Source organism: Methylomonas lenta (assembly GCF_001644015.1).
GTDB lineage: Bacteria > Pseudomonadota > Gammaproteobacteria > Methylococcales > Methylomonadaceae > Methylomonas > Methylomonas lenta.
Window position 1 is genome coordinate 50,242 of sequence record NZ_LUUI01000077.1, and the last position, 21,751, is coordinate 71,992.

Annotated in this window: 22 protein-coding genes; 12 read left to right on the top strand and 10 right to left on the bottom strand. The window is 46.0% G+C overall.

The features are described 5' to 3' along the window. The first annotated feature begins 38 nt into the window (after nt 1–38). The 7 genes from A1359_RS05345 (at nt 39) to proB (ending at nt 6,138) form a co-directional block, all read left to right on the top strand. Nucleotides 39–563, top strand: coding sequence for a UPF0149 family protein (locus A1359_RS05345; protein ID WP_066979216.1), 525 nt, complete (start codon nt 39–41; stop codon nt 561–563). Between the two features lie 10 nt (nt 564–573). Further along, nucleotides 574–1,884: a Xaa-Pro aminopeptidase gene (gene pepP / locus A1359_RS05350; protein WP_066979100.1), complete on the top strand. Its 1,311-nt coding sequence runs from the start codon at nt 574–576 to the stop codon at nt 1,882–1,884. Then, nucleotides 1,885–3,093 carry a 2-octaprenyl-6-methoxyphenyl hydroxylase gene (gene ubiH / locus A1359_RS05355; RefSeq protein WP_066979101.1) on the top strand — a complete coding sequence of 403 codons (1,209 nt, stop codon included), beginning with the start codon at nt 1,885–1,887 and terminating at the stop codon, nt 3,091–3,093. It abuts the gene before it with no gap. A gap of 195 nt (nt 3,094–3,288) precedes the next feature. Then, nucleotides 3,289–3,600 (top strand): 50S ribosomal protein L21, encoded by a 312-nt coding sequence (rplU, locus tag A1359_RS05360; protein WP_066979109.1) that lies wholly within the window; start codon nt 3,289–3,291, stop codon nt 3,598–3,600. A gap of 17 nt (nt 3,601–3,617) precedes the next feature. After that, on the top strand, nt 3,618–3,875 hold the full coding sequence (gene rpmA / locus A1359_RS05365; RefSeq protein ID WP_066979114.1) for a 50S ribosomal protein L27: 258 nt from the start codon (nt 3,618–3,620) through the stop codon (nt 3,873–3,875). Nucleotides 3,876–3,959: 84 nt separating this feature from the next. Then, a complete protein-coding gene (cgtA, locus tag A1359_RS05370; protein ID WP_066979116.1) occupies nt 3,960–5,030 on the top strand; it encodes an Obg family GTPase CgtA in 1,071 nt (356 codons plus the stop codon). Beyond that, the gene (gene proB / locus A1359_RS05375) at nt 5,017–6,138 is read left to right on the top strand and encodes a glutamate 5-kinase (protein WP_066979117.1); all 1,122 of its coding nucleotides are present in this window, start codon (nt 5,017–5,019) and stop codon (nt 6,136–6,138) included. The genes cgtA and proB overlap by 14 nt, the downstream gene beginning before the upstream one ends. A 145-nt stretch (nt 6,139–6,283) precedes the next feature. Here proB and A1359_RS05380 read toward each other — a convergent pair whose 3' ends face one another. The 3 genes from A1359_RS05380 to efp form a co-directional block, all read right to left on the bottom strand. Next, a complete protein-coding gene (locus tag A1359_RS05380; RefSeq protein ID WP_066979118.1) occupies nt 6,284–7,213 on the bottom strand; it encodes a ZIP family metal transporter in 930 nt (309 codons plus the stop codon). 90 nt (nt 7,214–7,303) lie between these two features. Further along, the gene (gene epmA, locus A1359_RS05385) at nt 7,304–8,284 is read right to left on the bottom strand and encodes an EF-P lysine aminoacylase EpmA (RefSeq protein WP_066979119.1); all 981 of its coding nucleotides are present in this window, start codon (nt 8,282–8,284) and stop codon (nt 7,304–7,306) included. Then, nucleotides 8,284–8,853 (bottom strand): elongation factor P, encoded by a 570-nt coding sequence (efp, locus tag A1359_RS05390; RefSeq protein WP_066979120.1) that lies wholly within the window; start codon nt 8,851–8,853, stop codon nt 8,284–8,286. The genes epmA and efp overlap by 1 nt, the downstream gene beginning before the upstream one ends. Nucleotides 8,854–8,927: 74 nt before the next feature. Here efp and epmB point away from each other — a divergent pair, with 74 nt between their 5' ends. The 5 genes from epmB (at nt 8,928) to A1359_RS05415 (ending at nt 16,697) form a co-directional block, all read left to right on the top strand. After that, on the top strand, nt 8,928–9,914 hold the full coding sequence (gene epmB / locus A1359_RS05395; RefSeq protein ID WP_066979219.1) for an EF-P beta-lysylation protein EpmB: 987 nt from the start codon (nt 8,928–8,930) through the stop codon (nt 9,912–9,914). Between the two features lie 77 nt (nt 9,915–9,991). Beyond that, nucleotides 9,992–13,990: a PAS domain-containing protein gene (locus A1359_RS05400; protein WP_066979122.1), complete on the top strand. Its 3,999-nt coding sequence runs from the start codon at nt 9,992–9,994 to the stop codon at nt 13,988–13,990. A 3-nt stretch (nt 13,991–13,993) separates the two neighbouring features. Next, entirely contained in the window at nt 13,994–14,920 is a 927-nt protein-coding gene (locus A1359_RS05405) for a diguanylate cyclase domain-containing protein (RefSeq protein WP_198159278.1), read from the top strand. A gap of 80 nt (nt 14,921–15,000) precedes the next feature. Further along, nucleotides 15,001–15,726, top strand: a complete 726-nt coding sequence (locus tag A1359_RS05410) for a sulfite exporter TauE/SafE family protein (protein WP_066979132.1) — start codon at nt 15,001–15,003, stop codon at nt 15,724–15,726. Nucleotides 15,727–15,737: 11 nt separating this feature from the next. Then, complete coding sequence (locus A1359_RS05415; protein ID WP_083960509.1) at nt 15,738–16,697, top strand: sigma-54 interaction domain-containing protein; 960 nt, start codon at nt 15,738–15,740, stop codon at nt 16,695–16,697. Nucleotides 16,698–16,745: 48 nt separating this feature from the next. On the opposite strand, the gene A1359_RS05420 is transcribed toward A1359_RS05415, so the two are convergent. The 7 genes from A1359_RS05420 to lepB all read right to left on the bottom strand — a co-directional run bounded on the left by A1359_RS05420 (nt 16,746) and on the right by lepB (nt 21,751). Then, nucleotides 16,746–17,486 (bottom strand): PP2C family protein-serine/threonine phosphatase, encoded by a 741-nt coding sequence (locus tag A1359_RS05420; RefSeq protein WP_066979134.1) that lies wholly within the window; start codon nt 17,484–17,486, stop codon nt 16,746–16,748. 3 nt (nt 17,487–17,489) lie between these two features. Continuing rightward, nucleotides 17,490–18,233: a pyridoxine 5'-phosphate synthase gene (gene pdxJ / locus A1359_RS05425; RefSeq protein ID WP_066979225.1), complete on the bottom strand. Its 744-nt coding sequence runs from the start codon at nt 18,231–18,233 to the stop codon at nt 17,490–17,492. Between the two features lie 64 nt (nt 18,234–18,297). Beyond that, complete coding sequence (recO, locus tag A1359_RS05430; protein ID WP_066979141.1) at nt 18,298–19,002, bottom strand: DNA repair protein RecO; 705 nt, start codon at nt 19,000–19,002, stop codon at nt 18,298–18,300. 3 nt (nt 19,003–19,005) lie between these two features. Next, nucleotides 19,006–19,893 (bottom strand): GTPase Era, encoded by an 888-nt coding sequence (gene era, locus A1359_RS05435; protein WP_066979143.1) that lies wholly within the window; start codon nt 19,891–19,893, stop codon nt 19,006–19,008. Then, nucleotides 19,893–20,573 carry a ribonuclease III gene (gene rnc, locus A1359_RS05440; protein WP_066979145.1) on the bottom strand — a complete coding sequence of 227 codons (681 nt, stop codon included), beginning with the start codon at nt 20,571–20,573 and terminating at the stop codon, nt 19,893–19,895. The genes era and rnc overlap by 1 nt, the downstream gene beginning before the upstream one ends. Beyond that, on the bottom strand, nt 20,570–20,947 hold the full coding sequence (locus A1359_RS05445; protein WP_066979154.1) for a DUF4845 domain-containing protein: 378 nt from the start codon (nt 20,945–20,947) through the stop codon (nt 20,570–20,572). The genes rnc and A1359_RS05445 overlap by 4 nt, the downstream gene beginning before the upstream one ends. Before the next feature lie 27 nt (nt 20,948–20,974). Further along, a complete protein-coding gene (gene lepB, locus A1359_RS05450) occupies nt 20,975–21,751 on the bottom strand; it encodes a signal peptidase I (protein WP_066979157.1) in 777 nt (258 codons plus the stop codon).

A 21,751-nucleotide genomic window follows, 5' to 3' on the forward strand; every position in this document is an offset into this window, starting at 1 on the left:
TTAAACAGCTTAAACACAGCAGGAAAGGCAGGAAAATCATGTATCAGGCAATCAATGAAATTCTGATAAGGCACAATGCCGATCAGGGCGCTGCAGAAGCGCATGGCATTGCGGTAGGGATGTTGTGTATCGAGGGGAAAGTTGATGCGGCCAACTGGTTGCATGAATTATGGGCTGATGAGCAAGATTTGCCGGATGATGATAAGGCTTTTATGCTGGAGTTGTTCGAGCGTACTCGCGAATTACTCGATCCGGATGCTAGTGAATTTAGTTTTGACTTATTGCTGCCCGATGACGATGAGCCGTTAAGTGAGCAAGTGGACGCATTTCGTTGTTGGTGCCAGGGCTTTTTGTTTGGCGTGGGGTATATCCAAACCGATGCCGAATGGCCAGGCGATACTGCAGAAGTGATGCGGGATATGATTGAACTCACCAAGATCGAAACTGAGGTCGAAGGCGAGGAAGACGAAGATGCATTTATAGAGATTCACGAGTACGTGCGTATGGCAGTATTGAGCGTACGTGACCAATTTGCCGGCGACAAAAGTGGGCAAATGCACTGAGAGAGATTCTATGAAACAAGCCGAATTTAAAAAACGCCGTGCCTTGCTGATGAAACGAATTGGCAAAGGCAATATTGCTATTATTGCCAGTGCTGCGCAGCAAACCCGTAACCGTGATGTGCATTATCCCTACCGGCAGGATAGCGATTTTTATTATCTGACAGGGTTTAATGAGGCTGAATCATTAGCCGCTTTTATCCCTGGTCGCGAGCAGGGCGAATATGTGTTGTTTTGTCGTGAGTTTGATGAGAAAAAAGCTCTATGGGAAGGTGCGCACGCAGGTTTGGAGGGTGCTACCCTGCATTACGAAGCCGACGATTCGTTTCCTATTGACGATCTGGACGATATTTTGCCCGGAATGTTGGAAAACAAAGGCAAGGTGTTTTACCCAATGGGCAAGGATAGCGAGCTGGATCACAAGCTATTGGACTGGATCAATCACATCCGCAAACAATCACGCAGCGGCGTGACGGCGCCGGGAGAGTTGGTGTCATTAGAGCATGTGTTGCATGAAATGCGCTTGTTCAAAAGCCCTGAAGAGCTTAAGTTAATGCGCCGCGCCGCCGAAGTGTCTGCGCGAGCACATGTAAGAGCTATGCAGGCTTGTCGGCCCGGCATGTACGAATATGAAGTCGAAGCCGAACTAATACATGAATTTATTCGGGATGGCTTGCGCGCAGTGGCTTATCCATCCATCGTCGCCGGTGGCAAAAATGCTTGCGTACTTCATTACATCGAAAATAAAGATAAGTTGCACAAAGATGATTTGCTGCTAATCGATGCCGGGGTGGAATGCGATCATTACGCTGCGGATATCACCCGTACATTCCCTGTGTCCGGGAAATTTTCTGAGCCACAGAAATTACTTTATCAGTTGGTGCTGGATGCGCAGGCAGCAGCGTTGGAGCAGATTCAGCCTGGCATCACCTGGAATAAAGCCCATGAAGCATCGGTAGATGTGCTGACCAAGGGCTTGGTTGAATTGGGTTTGCTGAAAGGACGGGTTAAAAAACTCATCAAAGATGAGAAATATAAACAGTTCTACATGCATCGTATTGGTCACTGGTTGGGCATGGATGTGCACGATGTTGGCGATTATAAAATTAAGGATGAATGGCGCATACTCGAGCCTGGCATGGTGTTGACTGTCGAGCCGGGCTTATATGTCCCGGCTGATTGTGAAAAAGTGGATAAACAATGGCGTGGTATTGGTATCCGTATCGAGGACGATGTGCTGGTTACCAAAAACGGTTATGAAATACTGACGCACGCTGTGCCAAAAAGCATTGCGGATATTGAAGCGTTAATGCAGGGTGGTTAAATGCAAAATCATTATGACTTGATTATTGTGGGTGCCGGTCTGGCGGGTAACTGTCTGGCGCTGGCATTAAAAAATAGTGGTCTGAATATTGCCATCGTGGAAGCTGCGAGTCGGGAGCAATTAAGAGATTCGCCGGCAGGCGATCGCGCTTTGGCCTTGGCGGCGGGTACGGTGCAATTGTTGCAAAGCTTGGGTGCTTGGGATGGCGTGGCGGATAAGGCTAATGCCATTAAGCACATACATATTTCTGATCGTGGTCATTTTGGTAAAACCCGGTTGTCTGCGACCGAACAAAATGTAGATGCGTTGGGGTATGTGATTGCAGCGCGCGATATCGAAGAATATTTGGCTGATCTGGTGGCGGAAATCGCCGTAACCCGGTTATACGAAACCCGGGTGGTCGGATTGATGTCCGGCCAGGAAGCTATTAATGTCAGTTTAAAACAAAACAAGCAGTCGTTAAATTTAACCGCCCAACTTTTAGTCGGTGCTGATGGCGGGCAGTCGACTGTGCGTAAATTGCTGGATATTCCGCAACAAATTAAGGAATACGGTCAGACTGCACTGGTGACCAGTGTGCAATCGACAATGCCGAATCTACATACTGCCTATGAGCGGTTCACGGATCAAGGCCCGCTGGCTTTGTTGCCGATTGCCGCCAAACAGGCTTCAGTAGTGTGGACGCGTTCCCAAGAGCAGGCCGAGGCATTGATGGCGGGTGGTGAAGCTGAATTTCTGGCTGAATTGCAAGCCTGCTTCGGCTATCGCTTGGGTGCGTTAAAGCTGATCGCGCCGAGGCGCGCATTTCCGCTGAGTCTCATCAGGGCAGAGAGCATGGTATCCGGGCGGGCTGTTATTGTAGGCAACGCAGTACATCAATTGCACCCGGTGGCTGGGCAGGGCTTTAATTTGGGAATACGCGACGTAGCGCAATTGGCTGACATGTTGATTCGGCAACATCAGCAACAAGCTGATTTGGGCGCAGCTGATTTATTAACGCTATTCACTAAACAGCGGCAACAGGATCACAGTAAAACCATTGGTTTCACAAATAATGTGGTGAGAATATTTTCCAATGATTGGCTGCCGGTCGCTGCTTTGCGCAATACCGGTTTGGCATTGCTGGATCACCTGCCGTTTGCCAAGCATTTATTAGCTCAGCACGCCATGGGATTGGCTGATCCACTGCCTAAGCTTAATGAGCAATAATTTAGCTGATGGATAATCAGATCTGGTTATTGGTAAGTATTTTGTAAAATATTCAGCTAAATTTCAGCGGTTTAAAGTGCTTCGAAACTGCCTGTCAATCAAGCTAAATCAAATTTAGGTTTGACGCGTGGGCTTTTTGAAAATATAATCCGCTGTTCACTTTTAACAGATATATGCTTGATGGAGCTTGCGCTGATGTATGCGGTAATTCAAACAGGTGGTAAACAGTATCGTGTCGCAGAGGGTACTACCTTAAAAATCGAAAAACTTGAGTTGGGCGCCGGCGACAGCGTGGAGTTTGACAAAGTGCTTTTGGTTCAATCAGGCGACGCTGTTAAAGTTGGTCAGCCTTATGTCCAAGGCAGCAAAGTTACTGCGACTGTGGTATCTCAAGGCCGACACAAAAAAATTAGAATCATTAAATTTAGAAGACGTAAGCACCACATGAAGCAAATGGGGCATCGTCAATATTACACAGAAGTCCAGATTACTGGCATTTCTGCATAACACACGAGGTTTAGAAAATGGCTCACAAGAAGGCAGGCGGTAGTACACGCAATGGACGCGACTCTAATGCTCAGCGATTGGGTGTTAAGCGTTTTGGTGGTCAAGTGGTAAAGGCTGGCAACATTCTGGTTCGCCAACGTGGTACCAAATTTCATGCTGGCGATAATGTCGGTATGGGAAAAGATCATACCTTGTTTGCTACATCTGATGGCACTGTGGTTTTTGAAGAAAAAGGCCCAAAAAACCGCAAATACATCAGTATTGCAGCAGCATAGAAATTTTTTGGCTGTGCTTTATGGCACACCTGATTGAAAAAGCCTCGTTTTTTAGCGGGGCTTTTTTGTTTATACCGGTAAATTATGAGATTTGTTGACGAAGCGGAAATCCGCGTAGAAGCAGGGGATGGCGGTAATGGCAAAGCCTCATTCCGTCGCGAAAAATACATTCCTTTGGGTGGACCTGACGGTGGTGACGCTGGCGATGGTGGCAGTGTCTATCTGGTGGCAACCGAAAACGTTAATACCCTGGTGGATTTTCGCTATTCCTCGGTGCATCGTGCTCAGCGTGGCGAAAACGGCGGTAGTCGCGATTGTACCGGAAAAAAAGGCGAAGACTGCTTGGTGCCGGTTCCGCCGGGGACTATCGTTTTTGAAGCCACTACCGGCGAGAAAATCGGTGACTTGATAGCGCCGGGTCAGCGTTTGTTGGTGGCTAAAGGCGGCTTTCATGGATTGGGCAATACGCGTTTCAAAAGTAGTGTCAATCGAGCGCCGCAACAAACCAGCAAAGGTTCAGCTGGCGAGCATCGCCTGTTGCGTCTTGAGTTAATGGTAATTGCCGATGTGGGTTTGTTAGGGATGCCTAATGCCGGCAAATCCAGTTTAATCAGAGTGGTGTCGTCTGCCCGGCCAAAAGTGGCTGATTATCCATTTACCACCTTGCATCCCAATTTGGGTGTGGTGAGTGTCGATGAATTACGCAGTTTTGTGATAGCCGATATTCCAGGAGTCATCGAAGGCGCAGCAGAAGGCGCGGGATTGGGTTTGCAGTTTCTAAAGCATTTGTCTAGAACCGGATTGCTGCTGCATATCGTTGACATTGCGCCTTATGAAAGTGATGAAACACCTGTCTCTTCGGCCCGTAAAATTATCCAGGAAGTGGAAAAATGGAGCGATGATTTAGCCAACAAGCCGCGCTGGTTGGTGCTGAATAAAATCGATAACGTGCCGGATGACGAAGTCGACCAGCATTGTCAGGTTATTGTCGATGAACTTGGTTGGACTGGCCCGGTATTTCAGATTTCCGCTTTAAAAAACCAGGGAACCAGAGCATTGATGTATGCCATCATGGATTTTCTGGAACAACAAAAAGCTGCACTAAAAGAAGAGCAACACATCCAGCAACAGGAGTTTATGCGTGATCCGGAGTGACTTTCGTCAAGCTCAGCGTGTCGTTGTTAAAATTGGTAGTTCTTTACTCACCGATGGTGGGCGTGGTCTGAATAAACAAGCTATTGCAGGATGGGTGGCGCAAATGGCGGCGCTGCGGCAGCTTGGTGTGGATGTTGTGTTGGTATCCTCCGGATCAGTTGCGGAGGGCATGAGCCGCCTAAAACTAAAGAATCGTCCGAAAACCTTGCACGAGCTGCAAGCTGCAGCTTCTGTGGGACAGATGGGTTTGGTCAGACGTTTTGAAAACGAATTTCAACAGCATGAACTGTTGGCTGCACAAGTATTATTAACGCATGACGATTTATCCGACCGTCAACGTTACCTCAATGCTCGTAGTACTTTATTGACCTTGCTGGGTTTTGGTGTAGTGCCGGTAATCAACGAAAACGACGCTGTCGCCACTGAAGAAATTCGTTTTGGCGATAACGACACCTTGGGCGCTTTGGTTGCCAACTTGGTAGAAGCGGATTTGCTGATTTTGCTGACCGACCAAACCGGCTTGTTTGATGCTAACCCCAGCCTCTATCCGGATGCCAAGTTGATTTCCAGTGTTAGCGTCAATGATAAGCTACTGGATGAAGTGGCCGGTGAAAGTATTAGTGGATTAGGTCGTGGCGGCATGTTTACTAAAGTTCGGGCGGCCCGTTTGGCAGCGCGTTCCGGTGCGGCTACCGTCATCGTCTCAGGTAGTATCGAAGACGTGATAAAACGTGTGTTTCAAGGTGAAGAACTTGGCAGCTATTTAATTCCTAATTTGGCACCGTTGGTTGCTCGAAAGCAATGGTTGGCTGGGCAGTTGCAACTCAAAGGCACTGTCACGCTGGATGATGGAGCCGTCAGAATTTTACAAGCAGCAGGCAAAAGTTTGCTGGCAGTGGGCGTTAAAGCAGTGCAGGGTAAATTTAAGCGCGGCGATTTGGTATCGTGCCGAGATCAGAATGGTGTGGAAATTGCCCGCGGCTTGATAAATTACGGTGCTGAAGACGCGGCCAAAATTGCCGGTCGGCCTAGTGGGGAATTCCAAGCCTTATTGGGTTACGCTGACGAAGACGAGTTGATACACCGGGATAATCTGGTTTTGATCTAAAACGCTTGGTTTTCGAGTCTTAATAACGCCTGCATCCGGGGAAATATTCTGGCTCCGTTAAGAAATGCCGACGGATTTTTCGACAGAGCCAAATTTGAGCTAGGGTAGGTTGTTTTCGCCTTACAGCTTTCGTCTTTTTTCTGATTTAACCCAGCATCTTATCCAGCATCATCATAATGATAAAGCCTAGCATTAATGAAAATGTGGCGATGCGAGAGCGACCTTTAGAATGGGTTTCGGGGATAATTTCTTCACTGATGACAAACAGCATGGCGCCGGCCGCAAAACCCATGGCAATAGGCAGGATGGAAGAAAAAACCGTTACCATGGTAATGCCTAGTAAGCCACCGACAGGTTCAACCAGCCCTGTGAGTGTGGCAACACCTACGGCTTTCCATTTGTTGTAGCCCAGACCTACCAGCGGTAGCGCGACAGCCAAACCTTCGGGGATATTTTGCAGGGCAATCGCAATCGACAATACCAGGCCGCTTTTCAAGTCACCCGAGCCAAAACTAACCCCTACAGACATACCTTCCGGAAAGTTGTGTATGGTAATGGCGATAATGAACAGAGAAATTTTTTGCAGCGAATCCAGGCTTTCATCCGCTACGGAATCAAAATGCAAATGCGGTAATTTTTTATCGGCAAAATGTAAAAACAAAGCTCCCAGCATCATGCCGGCAGACACAATCAGCAAACCTTTGCCTGGCCAAATTTGTTCGCCAAAATCCATGCCGGGTACCAGTAGCGAAAATGCGGTGGCCGCCAGCATGACGCCAGCCGCTGCACCCAGCATGCTATTGAATAAGCGCGGAGAAATATCTTTAAAAAATAGCGCAGGTAGTGCGCCAACGCCAGTAGCCAAACCTGCCAGGATGCTGGCTAAAAACCCTATCACCACGATTTCATCAAAAATGACATACAAACTGCCGAATACCACTATCTGACTGAGCAAAAATAGTCCAACCAGCACGCTCCACTTCTGCAGAGTCGGTAGTGTCATGACTTTCAAATACTGTGGATGAGCTTGTAAACGCAGATACTGATTTTCAAAAAAGCTGTCTATGCCGTACATGATATTCCCCGTTTTTATTGTTATAACTAGCTGCGATTATACTGAAGCTAGTGTAGAAGGTAGTTGATTTGTTCTGTAATGTTAGGCCTGTTAAGCATTGGCAAAAGGAAAGGCTAGAACATGTTCGATGCTATCGCAGTCTGAAGCGATCATCAGCAAGCGATCCAGTCCGATGGCAATACCGCTGCAATCAGGTAAGCCGGTTTGTAATGCATCCAAAAACAGTTGATCTTTTTCTACGGCAGCCAAACCGTGTTTTTGTCGATAGGCAATTTCACGCTCGAAACGGGCGTTTTGCTCTTCCGCGTCGGATAACTCAAAAAAGCCATTGCCCAGTTCCACGCCGTTGATGAATACTTCAAATCGTTCAGATAGGCGTGTATCGTCGGTATGCAGCCGGGCCAATGAGGATTGAATTGCGGGGTAATCGTGAACTAAACAGATTGAGTTTCTCGGCATGGCATTTTGTACGCAATGGCTGAACAAAAAATCTAGCCATAGAGCATGATTATCAGCGCACAAGCTATCCGCTTCCGGGTGGCCTTGGCTTTTGCTAAACTGGTGATAGGCTAATCGGGAAAAGCATAGCGGATCCAGGCCGGTGCATTCGATGAACAATTGTTGATAGCTGACTTGCGTCACCGATAATTGCGGCATGCTGCCAGATAGTAGCGTCATTAACAATTCCGCTACTTCATGCATCAGTTGTTGCAAATTAAACTCAACCCGATACCACTCCAGCAGGGTGAATTCGGGGTTATGAAAGCGGCCAACTTCACTGTTTCTGAAGGCTTTGCAAATTTGATAAATGCTGCCACTGCCTGCAGCCAGTAAACGTTTCATGGCAAATTCGGGAGAGGTTTGCAGAAACAGGTCTTTTTTATGCGGCGGATTATGAAACTGGCTGGTAAAGAAATCCAGATTGGGATCGGTACCTGTGGCGCGACATAGTAATGGTGTCTCGACTTCCAGTACATTGCGCTCGGCAAAAAACCGGCGGATGGTGGCCAGCAACTGCGCGCGTTGCTGCAGTTGCTGTAAATCCGCCACTGGTCGCCAGTCGGCTGTCACTATTCTTTAACGCGGGAAACGTATTCGCCGGTTCGTGTATCGACGCGGATCATTTCGCCAATTTGTACAAACAAGGGCACCCGTACAACCGCGCCGGATTCTAGTGTGGCTGGTTTGCCGCCACCGCCTGAGGTATCGCCTTTCAAGCCGGGGTCAGTTTCGGTAATGCTTAATTCAACAAAATTTGGGGGGGTGACCGATAAAGGCACATCATTCCACAAAGTCATGGTGCACATATCTTGTTCTTTCAACCATTTGACGGTGTCACCGACCGCATTTTTATCAGCTTGATATTGTTCGAATGTATCGGGCACCATAAAATGCCAAAACTCGCCATCAGAGTAAAGATATTGCATTTCACGATCCACAACATCAGCACCTTCTACCGACTCACCGGATTTAAAAGTACGCTCAATGACGCGACCGGATTTTAGATTGCGGATTTTGACCCGGTTAAAGGCTTGGCCTTTGCCGGGTTTAACGAACTCGTTCTCAATAATCGAACAAGGGTCGTTGTCCAGCATGATTTTTAAACCGCCTTTGAACTCGTTGGTGCTATAAGTTGCCATTATTTCCTCGTGAAACAAACAATAAGTCGGAGGATTATAATGTATATGGATTTTATTCGGAAACCGGAGCCGTATTGAACACCCCCACCACTCTCTGGCAACGCCAACTTGCCGAGGCTTTTTCCAGTGTTGACGCTTTATGTCGACATCTGCAACTCGATTCGTCCAGTCTGCCTTTATTGCCTCAATTCAAGGATTTTCCGCTACGGGTGCCGCGCGGATTTGTCGATTGCATGGAAAAAGGTAACCCCTTCGATCCGTTATTAAGGCAAGTGCTGCCTGTTCAGGATGAGTTGCAGGATTTTCCTGGGTACAGTTTTGACCCTGTGGGTGATTTAAACGCAGTGGCCCAGGCAGGCGTTATCCATAAATATCAGGGCAGGCTGCTGCTAATTTGTACTGGCGGCTGCGCCGTGCATTGTCGTTATTGTTTTAGGCGTCATTTTCCATATAACGATCTGCAACTATCCAGCCAAAAAATGAATCAAGCGCTGGATTACATTATCACTCGCAGCGAGATTAAAGAAGTGATACTTAGTGGTGGTGATCCGCTATTATTAAGCGATGCGAAACTTTGCGACTTGCTGGAAAATATTAGTCGGATTCAGCATGTTCAGCGCATCCGGATTCATAGTCGTATTCCGGTAGTATTGCCTGCACGCATCACAGACAAACTTTTACAGACTTTGGCCAGCTTGCCTCAGCAAATAGTGCTGGTGATTCATGCCAATCATGCTAACGAATTGAGCTCTGATGTGGCTGTTGCCTGCCAGCATTTGAAGCAACATAATGTAACTTTGTTAAATCAAAGCGTGCTTTTAAAACACGTGAACGATAACAGCAATACGCTTTGCCGGCTTAGCGAGAAACTGTTTATTTTTGGCATCTTGCCCTATTATCTACATAGCCTGGATCGCGCCACTGGCGTTGGGCATTTTGAAGTATCTGAGCAGCGAGCCAAACAACTCATTCAGTCCATGCAGGAAACTTTACCTGGCTATCTGGTGCCGAAACTAGTCAAAGAACAAGCAGGAGCCGCTCACAAAATCCGTCTGGCCTAATTTCGACCTTGCCAGTCGTTGTTTGGCAGTCTGTCGCGGTTTATCATTGAATGTAGTCATTACCTTTTAGGAAGCTCATGACAGTAAAGTCTACGATAGCTGATATTCGTAAACTACGCATCGCTTTGATTGCAGCATTTTTATTGTTTGCAGCAGGGCTGGCGGCTGACATTTTTTTAAATTTATCCGGGTCTGATTTGTCTTGGGGTGCAGGGTTACCGATAGTGATTGGCCTATCTGGCTTGAGTTGTCTACTGTATTGTTTCATCGGTTTTCCCCGTCTGTTACTGAAAACCAGCACCTCCAGAGCTTGTTTTGATCGCCTGCCGCAACCCGCTATTGTGTTGGATAGGCAAGGCTTGATATGCAACATCAATCAAGCGGCAGCCGATATGGTTAATCAAGCTAAATCTAGTTTGCTGCATCAACCGATACACAACTGGTTTCATCCTTCGCACCTTACAGAGCATGAGTGTTTGCTGTGTCAGCATATTCATGCTGGTCAGGAATTAGCTGCCACCGACTTTGTTTTTTCAAAATCAGTCTGGCAGCAGATTTCTTTGAGTCATCTGCCTGGTAATAACCTGAATCTATTATTACAGCTTCATTTTGATATCAGCAGTCGCAAACGAATCGAAGAACAAATGGCGCTAGTGATAGATGGGGCCAAACTTGGGTTTTGGGATTGGGATTATCTTACCGGCAAGCATGAGGTGAATCAGCACTGGCTGGATATGCTGGGGTTGACAGCGGATGAGCTGGATAACTACATCAGTGATTGGGATCATAGAATTCATCCTGACGATCATGAGCATGTGCGAGATGTGGTTGCTAAACACATTAAGTTAGGTACGCCCTACGTAGTGGAATTTCGTATGCAGCATAAGAATGGACACTGGGTGTGGATACAAGGATCAGGTTCCGTGGTGGAGCGCGATCCTTTGAGTGGTTATCCCGCACGTCTATGTGGCATCCATCAAAACATCAATGCCCGCAAAGAGTCTGAAAATAATTTACTGACTACATATCGGATTATCAGCCAAACCACGTCAGTGGTCTTTAAATGGGAAGTAGCAGCGGGCTTGCCCGTTGCATTTGTGACAGAAAATGTTTTGTCTTTATTAGGCTTAACTGCCGAGCAAGTTACAGCAAAACCCTTGCTTTATCTTAGCTTGATTCATCCGGACGATTTACCCGTATTCAATCAAGAAATCAATAGCTGCGAAATCGATCAAAAATGCACAAAAATTGAACATTTACCTTATCGACTGCTTGATCGCAATGGTCATATCAATTGGGTGCGAGATCAAAAATTGATTAGTCGCAATGTGCAGGGGCAGGTTATCGGTTATCAAGGACTAGTTACCAATATCACCCGTCAACGCCAGCAAACGAGCGCCATCCGAAATATCATTTCAAGGTCAATGGAGGAAAGCTCCAATCATACTGCGTTGGATAACCTAACTTTGCTGGCTGCGGAAACTCTAGCAGCTGACTACACATTTATCGGTGAGATTCTGAAAGATGGTCATTGCAATACGTTGTCATTTTGTGCTCAGACCAAAGCGACTAACCCAGCAGATTATTCTATGCACCCTAGTCTGTGCCGCCAATTGGCTGCAGGTAAAATCTGCAATTTTCCGCAACATGCCAGACAGTTATTTGCCGAGGATCCGTGGCTACAAGATCATGAAATTGAGAGTTTGATCGGTATTCCGCTTTACAACGACCAACAGCGTATTTTTGGTTATTTGCTGGCAATGTATCGGCAACCAACGCCTGACAGTCAATTGGCTGAAGACATTCTGAAGCTTTTTGCGGCGCAAATCACCGCTGAATTGGAAAGAGCACAAGCTATCAAAGAGCTGAAAATTCAGAAACAACGCTTGATTAATGCGCAAAGTATTTCTCATATTGGGGATTGGCAATGGCATTGGTCGGATAATCATTTTAGTTGGTCAGATGAAATGTATTGCATCACAGCAACTAGTCGAACCAACTTCATACCATCCTTTGCCAGCATTTTGACGCAGTTGGTTCATCCGGATGATCGAAATTTGTTTAAATCAGCATTACAAAACAGTAATAGTGAGCGTGAGATCGATTTTAAGCATCGTATCGTGTTAAGTGATGGCGAAATTCGGCATGTGCATCAGCGCGGCAAATTGATTTATGATGATAAGCAAAACCCCTGTGGAATTCGGGGCACGATGCAAGATATTACCGAGCATTTGAAAACCGAACTACGATTGCTGGAAGCCAAGCAGGACGCAGAAAAAGCCACCCAGGTTAAATCGGAGTTTTTGGCCAATATGAGCCACGAAATCCGCACGCCGATGAACGCCATTGTCGGTTTGGTTGAGTTGTGCTTAAACAGCAATATCAGCTCAAAACAACGCGACTATCTTGAGCGAGTAGAAACCGCTGCTTTAAGTCTGACAAGCCTGATTGATGATATTCTGGATTTTTCCAAAATGGAGTCGGGTAAGCTACAGTTAGATAGCACGCCGTTCTTATTGGCAGAAATGCTGGATCAGGTGTTTTCGACCATGGCGGAATTATGTAATCGAAAACAGCTAAAACTGATTCGGCCCGAGCTTGATCGGCAACAGCATGCGGTTATTGGTGATTCGCAACGTTTACGGCAAATTTTGATCAATCTGATTGGAAACGCCATTAAATTTACCGAGCACGGACAAATTGAAGTTATATTGAACGAACTCAGTCGCAATAAAAATCAGGTTACATTGCAATTTAGCATTCGCGATACGGGTATTGGCATGTCGCAGACTCAAATTGATAAGCTGTTCAAAGCCTTTAGTCAAGGTGACAGCAGTATTACTCGCAATTACGGTGGTACTGGTTTGGGGTTGGTGATTTGCAAACAATTGGTTGAACAAATGGGCGGTAGTATCAGCGTTAGTAGTCAGCTGCGGATAGGATCGTGTTTCAATTTTACTGTTTTGCTGGGCGTCACGGAAATAAATAATTGGTGTCAACCTCAACCTCAATCTTGCCAGGTAGGCGATACTGACATGTATCCATTACAAGGCATTCGGAATGCCCGCATTCTTTTGGTGGAAGACAATGAGGTGAATCGTTTTGTCGCCATAGAATTGCTGACCCAAGCGTTTTTTAAAGTTGATACTGCTGAAAACGGTGCTATAGCGCTGGAAATGCTCGAGCAGAATACTTATGATTGTGTGCTGATGGATGTTCAGATGCCGGTGATGGATGGCTATCAGGCCACTCGCGCGTTACGAAAATTGCCGGGTTGCAGTCATTTACCCGTGATTGCAATAAGCGCTAATGTTATGAGTGATGATCGCAAGATGTGTCTGCAAGCCGGTATGGATGATTTTATTGGCAAGCCGATTTTGCCGCAAACGCTGTATGCAACTTTAAGCAGATGGTTGTCGCCACAGCACGATCACCAGATTGCCCCAAGCTCAGACTCTAATGAAGAACTACCGTATCTGTACGGTATAGATGAGGCTGCTGGTTTGCGATATAGCGCTGGCGATAAAAGCGTGTTCCGTAAGATTCTGCAAAAATTTGCCGAAAATCATGCCACAAGTATTGATGAGGTTGTACATGCCATAGCTTGCCAAAATTTTGTTGGGGCCAAGCATATCTTGCATACGTTAAAAGGGTTGGCTGGTTCGCTGGGTGCTGTTGCCCTGCATGGTCACGTAGTGCGGCTGGAGGAATTACTTGCAGAGCAAAATTCTAGCGTTGAAAATAGCAATACTTTTAAAAGACTGATTAGCTTGTGCGATCAGGAATTAAATCGAGTAGTTGGCGGTATTCAAACTTATTTGCCACCGACTCAGATGCCCGTTAAGCAACAGGCATTGTTATCTACAGAGGAAACTCAGTGTCAACTGAGTCTTTTAGTCGACAAATTACAAGCATTTGATTCTGATGCCGACAGGCATTTGGAGAGAATTTTGTCGGCTATTGAAGACCCTATCCTGACTCAAAAGTTATTGCTGATTAGAAAGAAAATTGCAGATTATGAGTTTGTCGAAGCAGCCTTAGCGGTAAGTCAACTTTTAGAATTTACGGATAATTAGCCAATGGATAAAAGAATGGATTATACGATTTTGGTTGTCGACGATAGCCCAGAAAATCTTGACCTGATCAAAAACATTCTTGAACCTTATTACACCATTAAAGTAGCGTTACATGGCGAGTTGGCGCTGCAAATCGCGCGGAAACAAAAGCTTGATCTGATTCTGCTGGATATTATGTTGGAAGGCATTAGTGGCTATGAAATTTGCCGCTTATTAAAATCCGATGATGAGACACGTAATATTCCGGTGATATTTCTAACCGCGAAGCGCTCGGAAGCTGATGAGGTTCAGGGGTTTAAAATTGGCGGCTCCGATTATATTACCAAGCCTTTTTCACCTGCTATCGTGCTGGCCAGAGTCAAAATGCAAATTCATCTGAAAGCTAAAACCGATTTACTGGAAATGCTAGCTTCACTGGATGGTTTGACCGAAATTCCCAATCGTCGCGCTTTTGATACCGCTATAGACCGGCAGTTTAATCAGGCCAAGCGCACAGTAACGCCGTTGTCGTTGTTGATTTTAGATATCGATAATTTTAAGCTGTTTAATGATCATTATGGCCACCCTCTAGGGGATGACTGTTTGAGGCGGGTTGCCAAAAGTTTGATCAATCAAACCCAGCGCGCTGAAGATTTAGTAGCGCGAATGGGGGGGGAGGAGTTTGTGATTCTACTGCCTAATACCGATAACACGGGAGCAACTATGCGCGCTGAGCAATATCGTGCGGCAGTGGAGCAGCTGAAAATTCATCACGCTGTCAGTAGCCCGTTGCCTTATGTAACCGTTTCGATTGGCGTGGGTACTGTAATTGCCAGTACCCATGATCATTTTTCCGGTCTGATCAAGGCGGCAGACAACGCGCTTTATCAAGCCAAGCATCAGGGACGTAATCGGATCTGCTGTCAAAATTTATCGCCTAATTGTTTTTAGTGTTTGTGAGTCGTTTGGCAGTAATGCGTTTATAATCGATAGCAGTCAATTCACTTCCTGTTTATTCAATTATCACGGTTATGCATCTTTATCTTGATTTTAATGCTTCTTATCTAGCTGCATTTTTCATAGGCCTATTTAGTAGTCTGCATTGCATCGGTATGTGCGGTTCTATTATTGGCACATTAACTTACAGTTTGAGCCAGGAACTACGCAGCAATAAGCGTATCTTATTCAGTATTGTCTTGAGCTATAACCTTGGCAGAATAGCCAGTTATGCTATGGCAGGTGCTGTTGTCGGGGCATTGCAGGTGTTCCTGAGTTTGCCGTTTACTCAAGGTCAAGCTCACCGTTTGTTGCAAATTTTTTCGGCATTGGTCATGACAGGGGCTGGTTTATACATTGGTGGCTGGTTTCCCCGTTTTGCGTACATTGAAAAAATGGGCTCAAGATTTTGGAAAATCATAGAACCGTTTGGCAGGCGAATGATTCCGGTACAAAATCGCACCCAAGCTTTGTTGTTTGGCATGGTTTGGGGCTGGCTACCCTGTGGCTTGATATACACTGCTTTGGCTTTGGCAGCTACAACAGGTAGTATCATGCATAGCTCGATGACAATGCTCGCTTTTGGTTTGGGGACTTTACCTGCTGTGGTGGGAGTCGGTATAATGACTTCATTATTGGCCAAGCTTTCAAAAATTCAGCGCTTCAAGCAAGCTGTAGGAATCTTGTTCATTATTTTTGCCTTGCTGGCAGCCTTCCCATGGCTTAATCCGATGCGAGTTGAACACATCATGACGTTTTGAGAGGTTTTACAGTGGATCATTTCAATACCATTATTGGGCAGTCTCCGGCGCTGGAAGCATTAATTCGTAGTGCCCGCATGGTCGCGGCAACAGATGTTACAGTTTTAATTAAAGGGGAAACCGGTACAGGAAAGGAAGTTCTGGCTAGTGCTATTCAGAAAGACAGTAATAGAGCGAACAAGCCATTTGTGACGCTTAACTGTGCCGCTTTGCCGGAAGGTTTAGTGGAATCAGAAATATTTGGCCACAAAAAAGGCGCATTTACCGGCGCATTTGCCGACAAACAGGGCTTGTTTCAGGCAGCAGACGGTGGCACTTTGTTTCTTGATGAGATCAACTCGCTGCCCTTAACCATACAATCCAAATTACTCCGTTTTCTGGAATCCGGTGAGTGTCTACAGGTTGGTAGCACCAAACCTTATCATGTTAATGTTCGCGTTATAGCTGCCACCAACTCAGACCTAACCAAGCTTATTGAAACGGGAGAATTTCGCCGCGACTTATATTTTCGCTTGAATGTGGTGCCTTTAGAGTTGCCTGCCCTACATGAACGCTGTGAGGATATTGAAGTACTGGCCAAACATTTTTTTGTGCATTTTGCCCAGGCCCACGGCTTGGAGTCACCTACTTTTAGTCGGCATGCCTTAAGGTCTTTACGGTCTTACAAATGGCCAGGCAACGTGCGGGAACTGCGTAATTTATGTGAACGTCTCAGCATTCTGCTGGCCGGTCGAGTCATAGAACCGGAAAATCTGCCGCATGAATTTGCTCTCCAAAAAGATATCAGCACCACGGTTATTGAGTTCAAACTGCCGGAAGCAGGTGTGCAACTGGATGAACTTGAAGCTAACATAATCCACCAAGCTTTAGCTCGCACGAATGGCAATCGCAGCAAGTCAGCTCGTTTACTGGGTATTTCCAGAGATACCTTATTGTATCGTATTCAAAAACACGGTTTGGCTACTCACTAAACTCTCCAGACTGCGTGTCCATTGCATCGCAACCTTACTCCTAACCTGTTAGCGTTTTCTCACCCACTGTACCGTGCAGTTATCGCTTTTGCCCTGAGCTCGTAAAATCGACATTTTGGCCATTTTTTTAAGTTCGGTTTTGCCACTATTAGGCTGCGATAATTGTAATAACTCGGGCTCTTTAATCGACTCCCAAAAGCCATCGCTACAGAGGATAAAGGTTTCTCCTGACTGCATTGCTGCAAATACCTTAATATCGACTGCTGCTGGTGTCAGTACATTTATGCTGCGAGTTAATTTATTTTGCTCGGGATGCACACCCATTTCCCATTCGGTGATTTGACCTTCGTCGAATAATTGCTGGATGTGCGAATGGTCTTTGCTGCGCCAGATTATCTGGGTAGGATTAAGCCGATAAATCCGCGAATCGCCACAGTGCGCGCTGATAGCTCGCTCATCATCCAAGTATAAAATTGCACAAGTAGTATGTGAATTGGCAGCTGCGGGGTCATCGGTAAATAATTCAGCCATTCTGGCCACCGCTGCAGCAATCCAGTCATTAATAGCCTGTTGTGTGTTTACTTTGATCCGTGGTTGAAATTGTTCTGCTAGTCCAATCAAACCACGACAAAAAAACTCAGAAGCTTTTTCGCCTGCATGATGCCCGCCCAAACCATCGGCAACCACAAACACAGCATAATCGGCACAAACGCGGTGCGCCATGCAATCCTGATTGATATCACGATCACCAATCGAAGTTAATTGATAAAATTCAAGCACTGTTTGCATGGCTCAAATGTGCAGTCGGGCTGCTCGCATTAGTTGCTTCATATCTCTTACTGCCTGACTTAAGCCAAAAAACACAGCATCGGCCATAATACTATGGCCAATATTCAGCTCAACAATCTGGCTGATGCGGCAAATGGCTTCCACATTGTGTAAATTTAAGCCATGGCCGGCATTAACTTGCAAGCCGGCTTGATGGGCATATTCAGCCGCCCGTTGCAGTCGTTGCAGCTCCTGATTTTGTTGCTCAGGTGTGATGGCATCGGCATAACGGCCCGTATGTAGCTCAACCACAGGTGCACCGGATTTTAGAGCGGCATCGATTTGATTGTATTCAGGGTCGATAAACAAAGATACTTCAACACCTGCCTCTGCTAAGGCATGGCAGGCATGATGCATTCTTGCGGGGGCGGAAGCAACATCAAGCCCACCTTCTGTGGTCAATTCTTCACGACGTTCCGGCACCAGACAGCAGGCCTGCGGTTTAACTTGCAGGGCGATTTCGAGCATGGCGTCAGTAACTGCCATTTCCAGATTCAGTTTGGTCTGCAGCATGTCTTTCAATAGAAGAATATCTCTGTCCTGAATATGTCGTCTATCTTCGCGCAAGTGGGCGGTAATACTATCAGCTCCCGCTTGTTCTGCCATCAAGGCTGCCTGTATCGGTTCTGGGTAACGTGTGCCACGGGCTTGTCGCAAGGTTGCCACGTGATCGATATTCACGCCTAATAAAATGATTTGTTTTTCCATTGAGTCCATGATTGTCCGCAAAAAGACAAGTAAAAAGATGAATGCCTAAAGATTGTGCTTTGGTTTACAAATACCTAATAATGTTTGCCAGTACATGCCTGCTTTTCAAGGGTTTGCCCTGTAAATGCACTTCAAGCATTTTGCGCAGCAACAGTTTGGATTCGTTCAAGGCGGCGCCGGTCAAGCTTGCTTTGACATTGAGTGTCATTAAAGTTGCACCGCTAACGATACCCAGACTATCTGCCACTATGCCATCACCTGCGACAAAATTGTAGCGCTGCAGTGGCTGTATGGTTTGGTTGTTCAGCTGTTGACTATCCAATTGTACGCCGTAACCGGTTTCTTCCAGTAAATCCAGTTCGAAATAACGCAGGGTTTGTTCGATAGTTTGGCTGTGCATTAAATCAACTAGACAAGCCTGATAAGATTCGAATAAATAAGAATGTGGATCGTATCGGTGTAAAAACGCTTGCAACAATTCGTTGACATAAAATCCACAATACAAAGCTAGTTTTTGCAGCGGGAAATGGCTGACTAATTCGGCTTGGGTGAAGATTTTTAGCTCAGTTTTATCCAGATAAGAAATTTGTAACAAGCTAAACGGTGTCAGCAAGCCAGCCCATTTCGACTTTTCCTTACGCACACCTTTGGCTAACACTGGCACAATGCCAAAGTCTCGGGTAAAGACTTCCATCAATAAGCTGGTTTCACGATAGGGCCGATGTTGTAGGATGAAAGCCGGCTGCAAATGAACAGCGGATTCCGACATGTGTTATTCGGAGTCAGTGAATCCCAGGCTTTGTAAGGCCCGTTGGTTATCAGACCAGCCTTTCTTCACCTTTACCCATAACTGTAGAAAGACTTTTTGACCGATCAGCTTTTCAATATCAATGCGGGCTTCAGTGCCGATTTTTTTCAGCATTTCACCTTGCTTGCCGATGACTATGCTTTTTTGGCTGCTGCGCTCGACCCAGATGTTTGCATATATTTTGCACAGCTCTGGCAGTTCTTCAAATTGTTCGATTTCCACTGTCAGCGAATAAGGCAGTTCATCACCTAGGCGACGTGTGAGTTTTTCCCGGACAATTTCTGCCGCGAAAAAGCGTTCCGGTCTGTCGGTGATTTGATCTGCGGGGTAAATCGGATCGGCAACTGGCAATAAAGTCATAATCTGTTGCTCAAGCACCTCTAAATTGGTGCTCTTTAAGGCTGAAACCGGTACGATTTGTTCGAAGGGATATTTCTTTTTGGCGTCGGCAAAAAATGCCAGCATAGCTTGTTTATCTTTGATTTTATCGATCTTGTTGACGACTAAAATTACTGGCAAACCGGCGGCATGCAGTTTTTTGAAAATCCGCTCGTCATATTCGTGCCAATACAAGCCATCCAGCAACCAAACTACCACATCAACACCTAACAAGGTGCTGTCGGCGGTTTTGTTTAAATAGCGATTTAACACTTTCTTTTCTTCGCTATGCATACCCGGCGTATCCATAAAAATAGCCTGACCGATTTCGCTGGTTTTTATACCTAAAATGCGGTGCCGCGTGGTCTGCGGTTTTCTGGATGTAATGCTAAGTTTTTGACCCAGCAGGTGGTTCATCAAAGTCGATTTACCGACGTTGGGCCTTCCGATTAAAGCGACATATCCGCAATGCATTAGTCTTGATCTTCCAAGTGAATTAACATACTTTCCGCCGCAGCCTGCTCGGCTTTTTTGCGGGAAATTCCAACGCCGATGGTTGTTTCAATCGTGATAGGCACACTGCATTTAACTTCGAAGGTTTGCGCGTGATCGGCACCCGACATGCTGAGCAATTCATAAACTGGCAGTTCTTTTTTTCTAGCCTGCATCAGCTCTTGCAAACGCGTTTTTGGGTCTTTATTCCAGCTATCCAGTTTAATCTCGGCAAATTTTCTAGTAAACAACGATAAAATCCATTCCCGACAGCTATCAACACCTTGATCCAGCAATAAGGCGCCCATCATGGCTTCCATGGCATCTGACAAGATAGAGTCGCGGCGAAAACCGCCGCTTTTCAACTCGCCGGAGCCCAGGATCAGATAGTCGCCAATATGGTGTTCGCGGGCAAGTTCTGCCAATGAGGTTTGATTGACCAGGCTGGCGCGCAGTCGGCTTAATACACCTTCCCCGGCACCTGGAAACTGTCTATAAAGACTTTCCGCAATCACAAAGCCCAGTATAGAATCCCCTAAATACTCCAGTCTTTCGTTGTTTTTGGCACCGGCACTTCGGTGGGTTAGAGCCATTTTAAATAGCTGCGGTTGGTTAAATGTGAGTCCCAACTTGTTGGCAAGTACTTCTGATTTCTTAATCACTGACCACCGATTTCAAAACCGTTATGAAATTCGACCAGTACACTTAAATTACCCATAATAGGTTCCACTCGGTCGTAATCAATATCGACTTTTACATAGCCGGGCTGGGCAACAATAGTTATATCATCATCGGTGACATATTCGACGTAGTTCATATTAAAACGCTTATGCAGGCTCTCTAAAATTTGGTGTCTGGGTTGGCTGGCAATGTCAGTGCTCTTTTCAACTGCTTCTAAGGCATTGAGTACTTTGCTATGGTTAAAGTATATCGGGGCTATTTTTAATACCAGCAAGGTGAAGAAAGCGATCAGGCCGAGCACTAACATCAGCGAAATAAAAGTTAAGCCGCGTTGATTGTAAGGTAAAGACCTCATGTCGATCTCCCGAAAGTTGGATGTTGTTTATTTCAAAATAGTGCCGATTCGATCAAAAGCAATACCGTTATTTTCCCAATCCCAATTCATCCAGATGAAAAATGCCCTGCCGACCAAATTAGCTTCCGGCACGGTTCCCCAATAACGACTGTCGTTACTGTTATCTCTATTGTCGCCCATCACAAAGTATTGGCCTTTTGGTACTACAAACACATCTTCGACCGTAGGGGCGCCTGGTGTGTTTAAAATTAAGTGTTTTACGCCGGTTAAATCTTCTTCCAGGAGTTCCGAGCCTGTCATATTAACGCCTTGGCCGACACCCTGGTAGCGACCTAGGGATGTCTCTTTGACCAGTTGACCGTTGACGTAGAGTTTTTTATCAAAGTAAGCGATTCGGTCTCCTGGTAAGCCTATTACGCGTTTGATGTAATCCACCGTGGGTTGCTTAGGAAATCTGAACACGACGATGTCTCCTCGCTCAGGCTCGCCGAGTTCGATAAATTTTGTATTCAATACCGGTAAGCGGACCCCATAAGTGAATTTGTTGACTAAGATAAAGTCGCCAACCAGTAAAGTTGGCATCATGGAGCCGGATGGAATTCTAAACGGTTCGAACAAGAATGAGCGCAACAGCAATACAATCAAGACTACCGGAAAGAACGAGCGGGCGTATTCCACTAGCAAGGGTTCTTTTTCGGTGGGATAAGGCTGTTGAACATATTTCAGATATAAGCAGAAACCGCCCCAGACCACGCCAGTTACAAAAGTTGCCACTACCAGAAAAAAAGAAAAATCATAATCCAT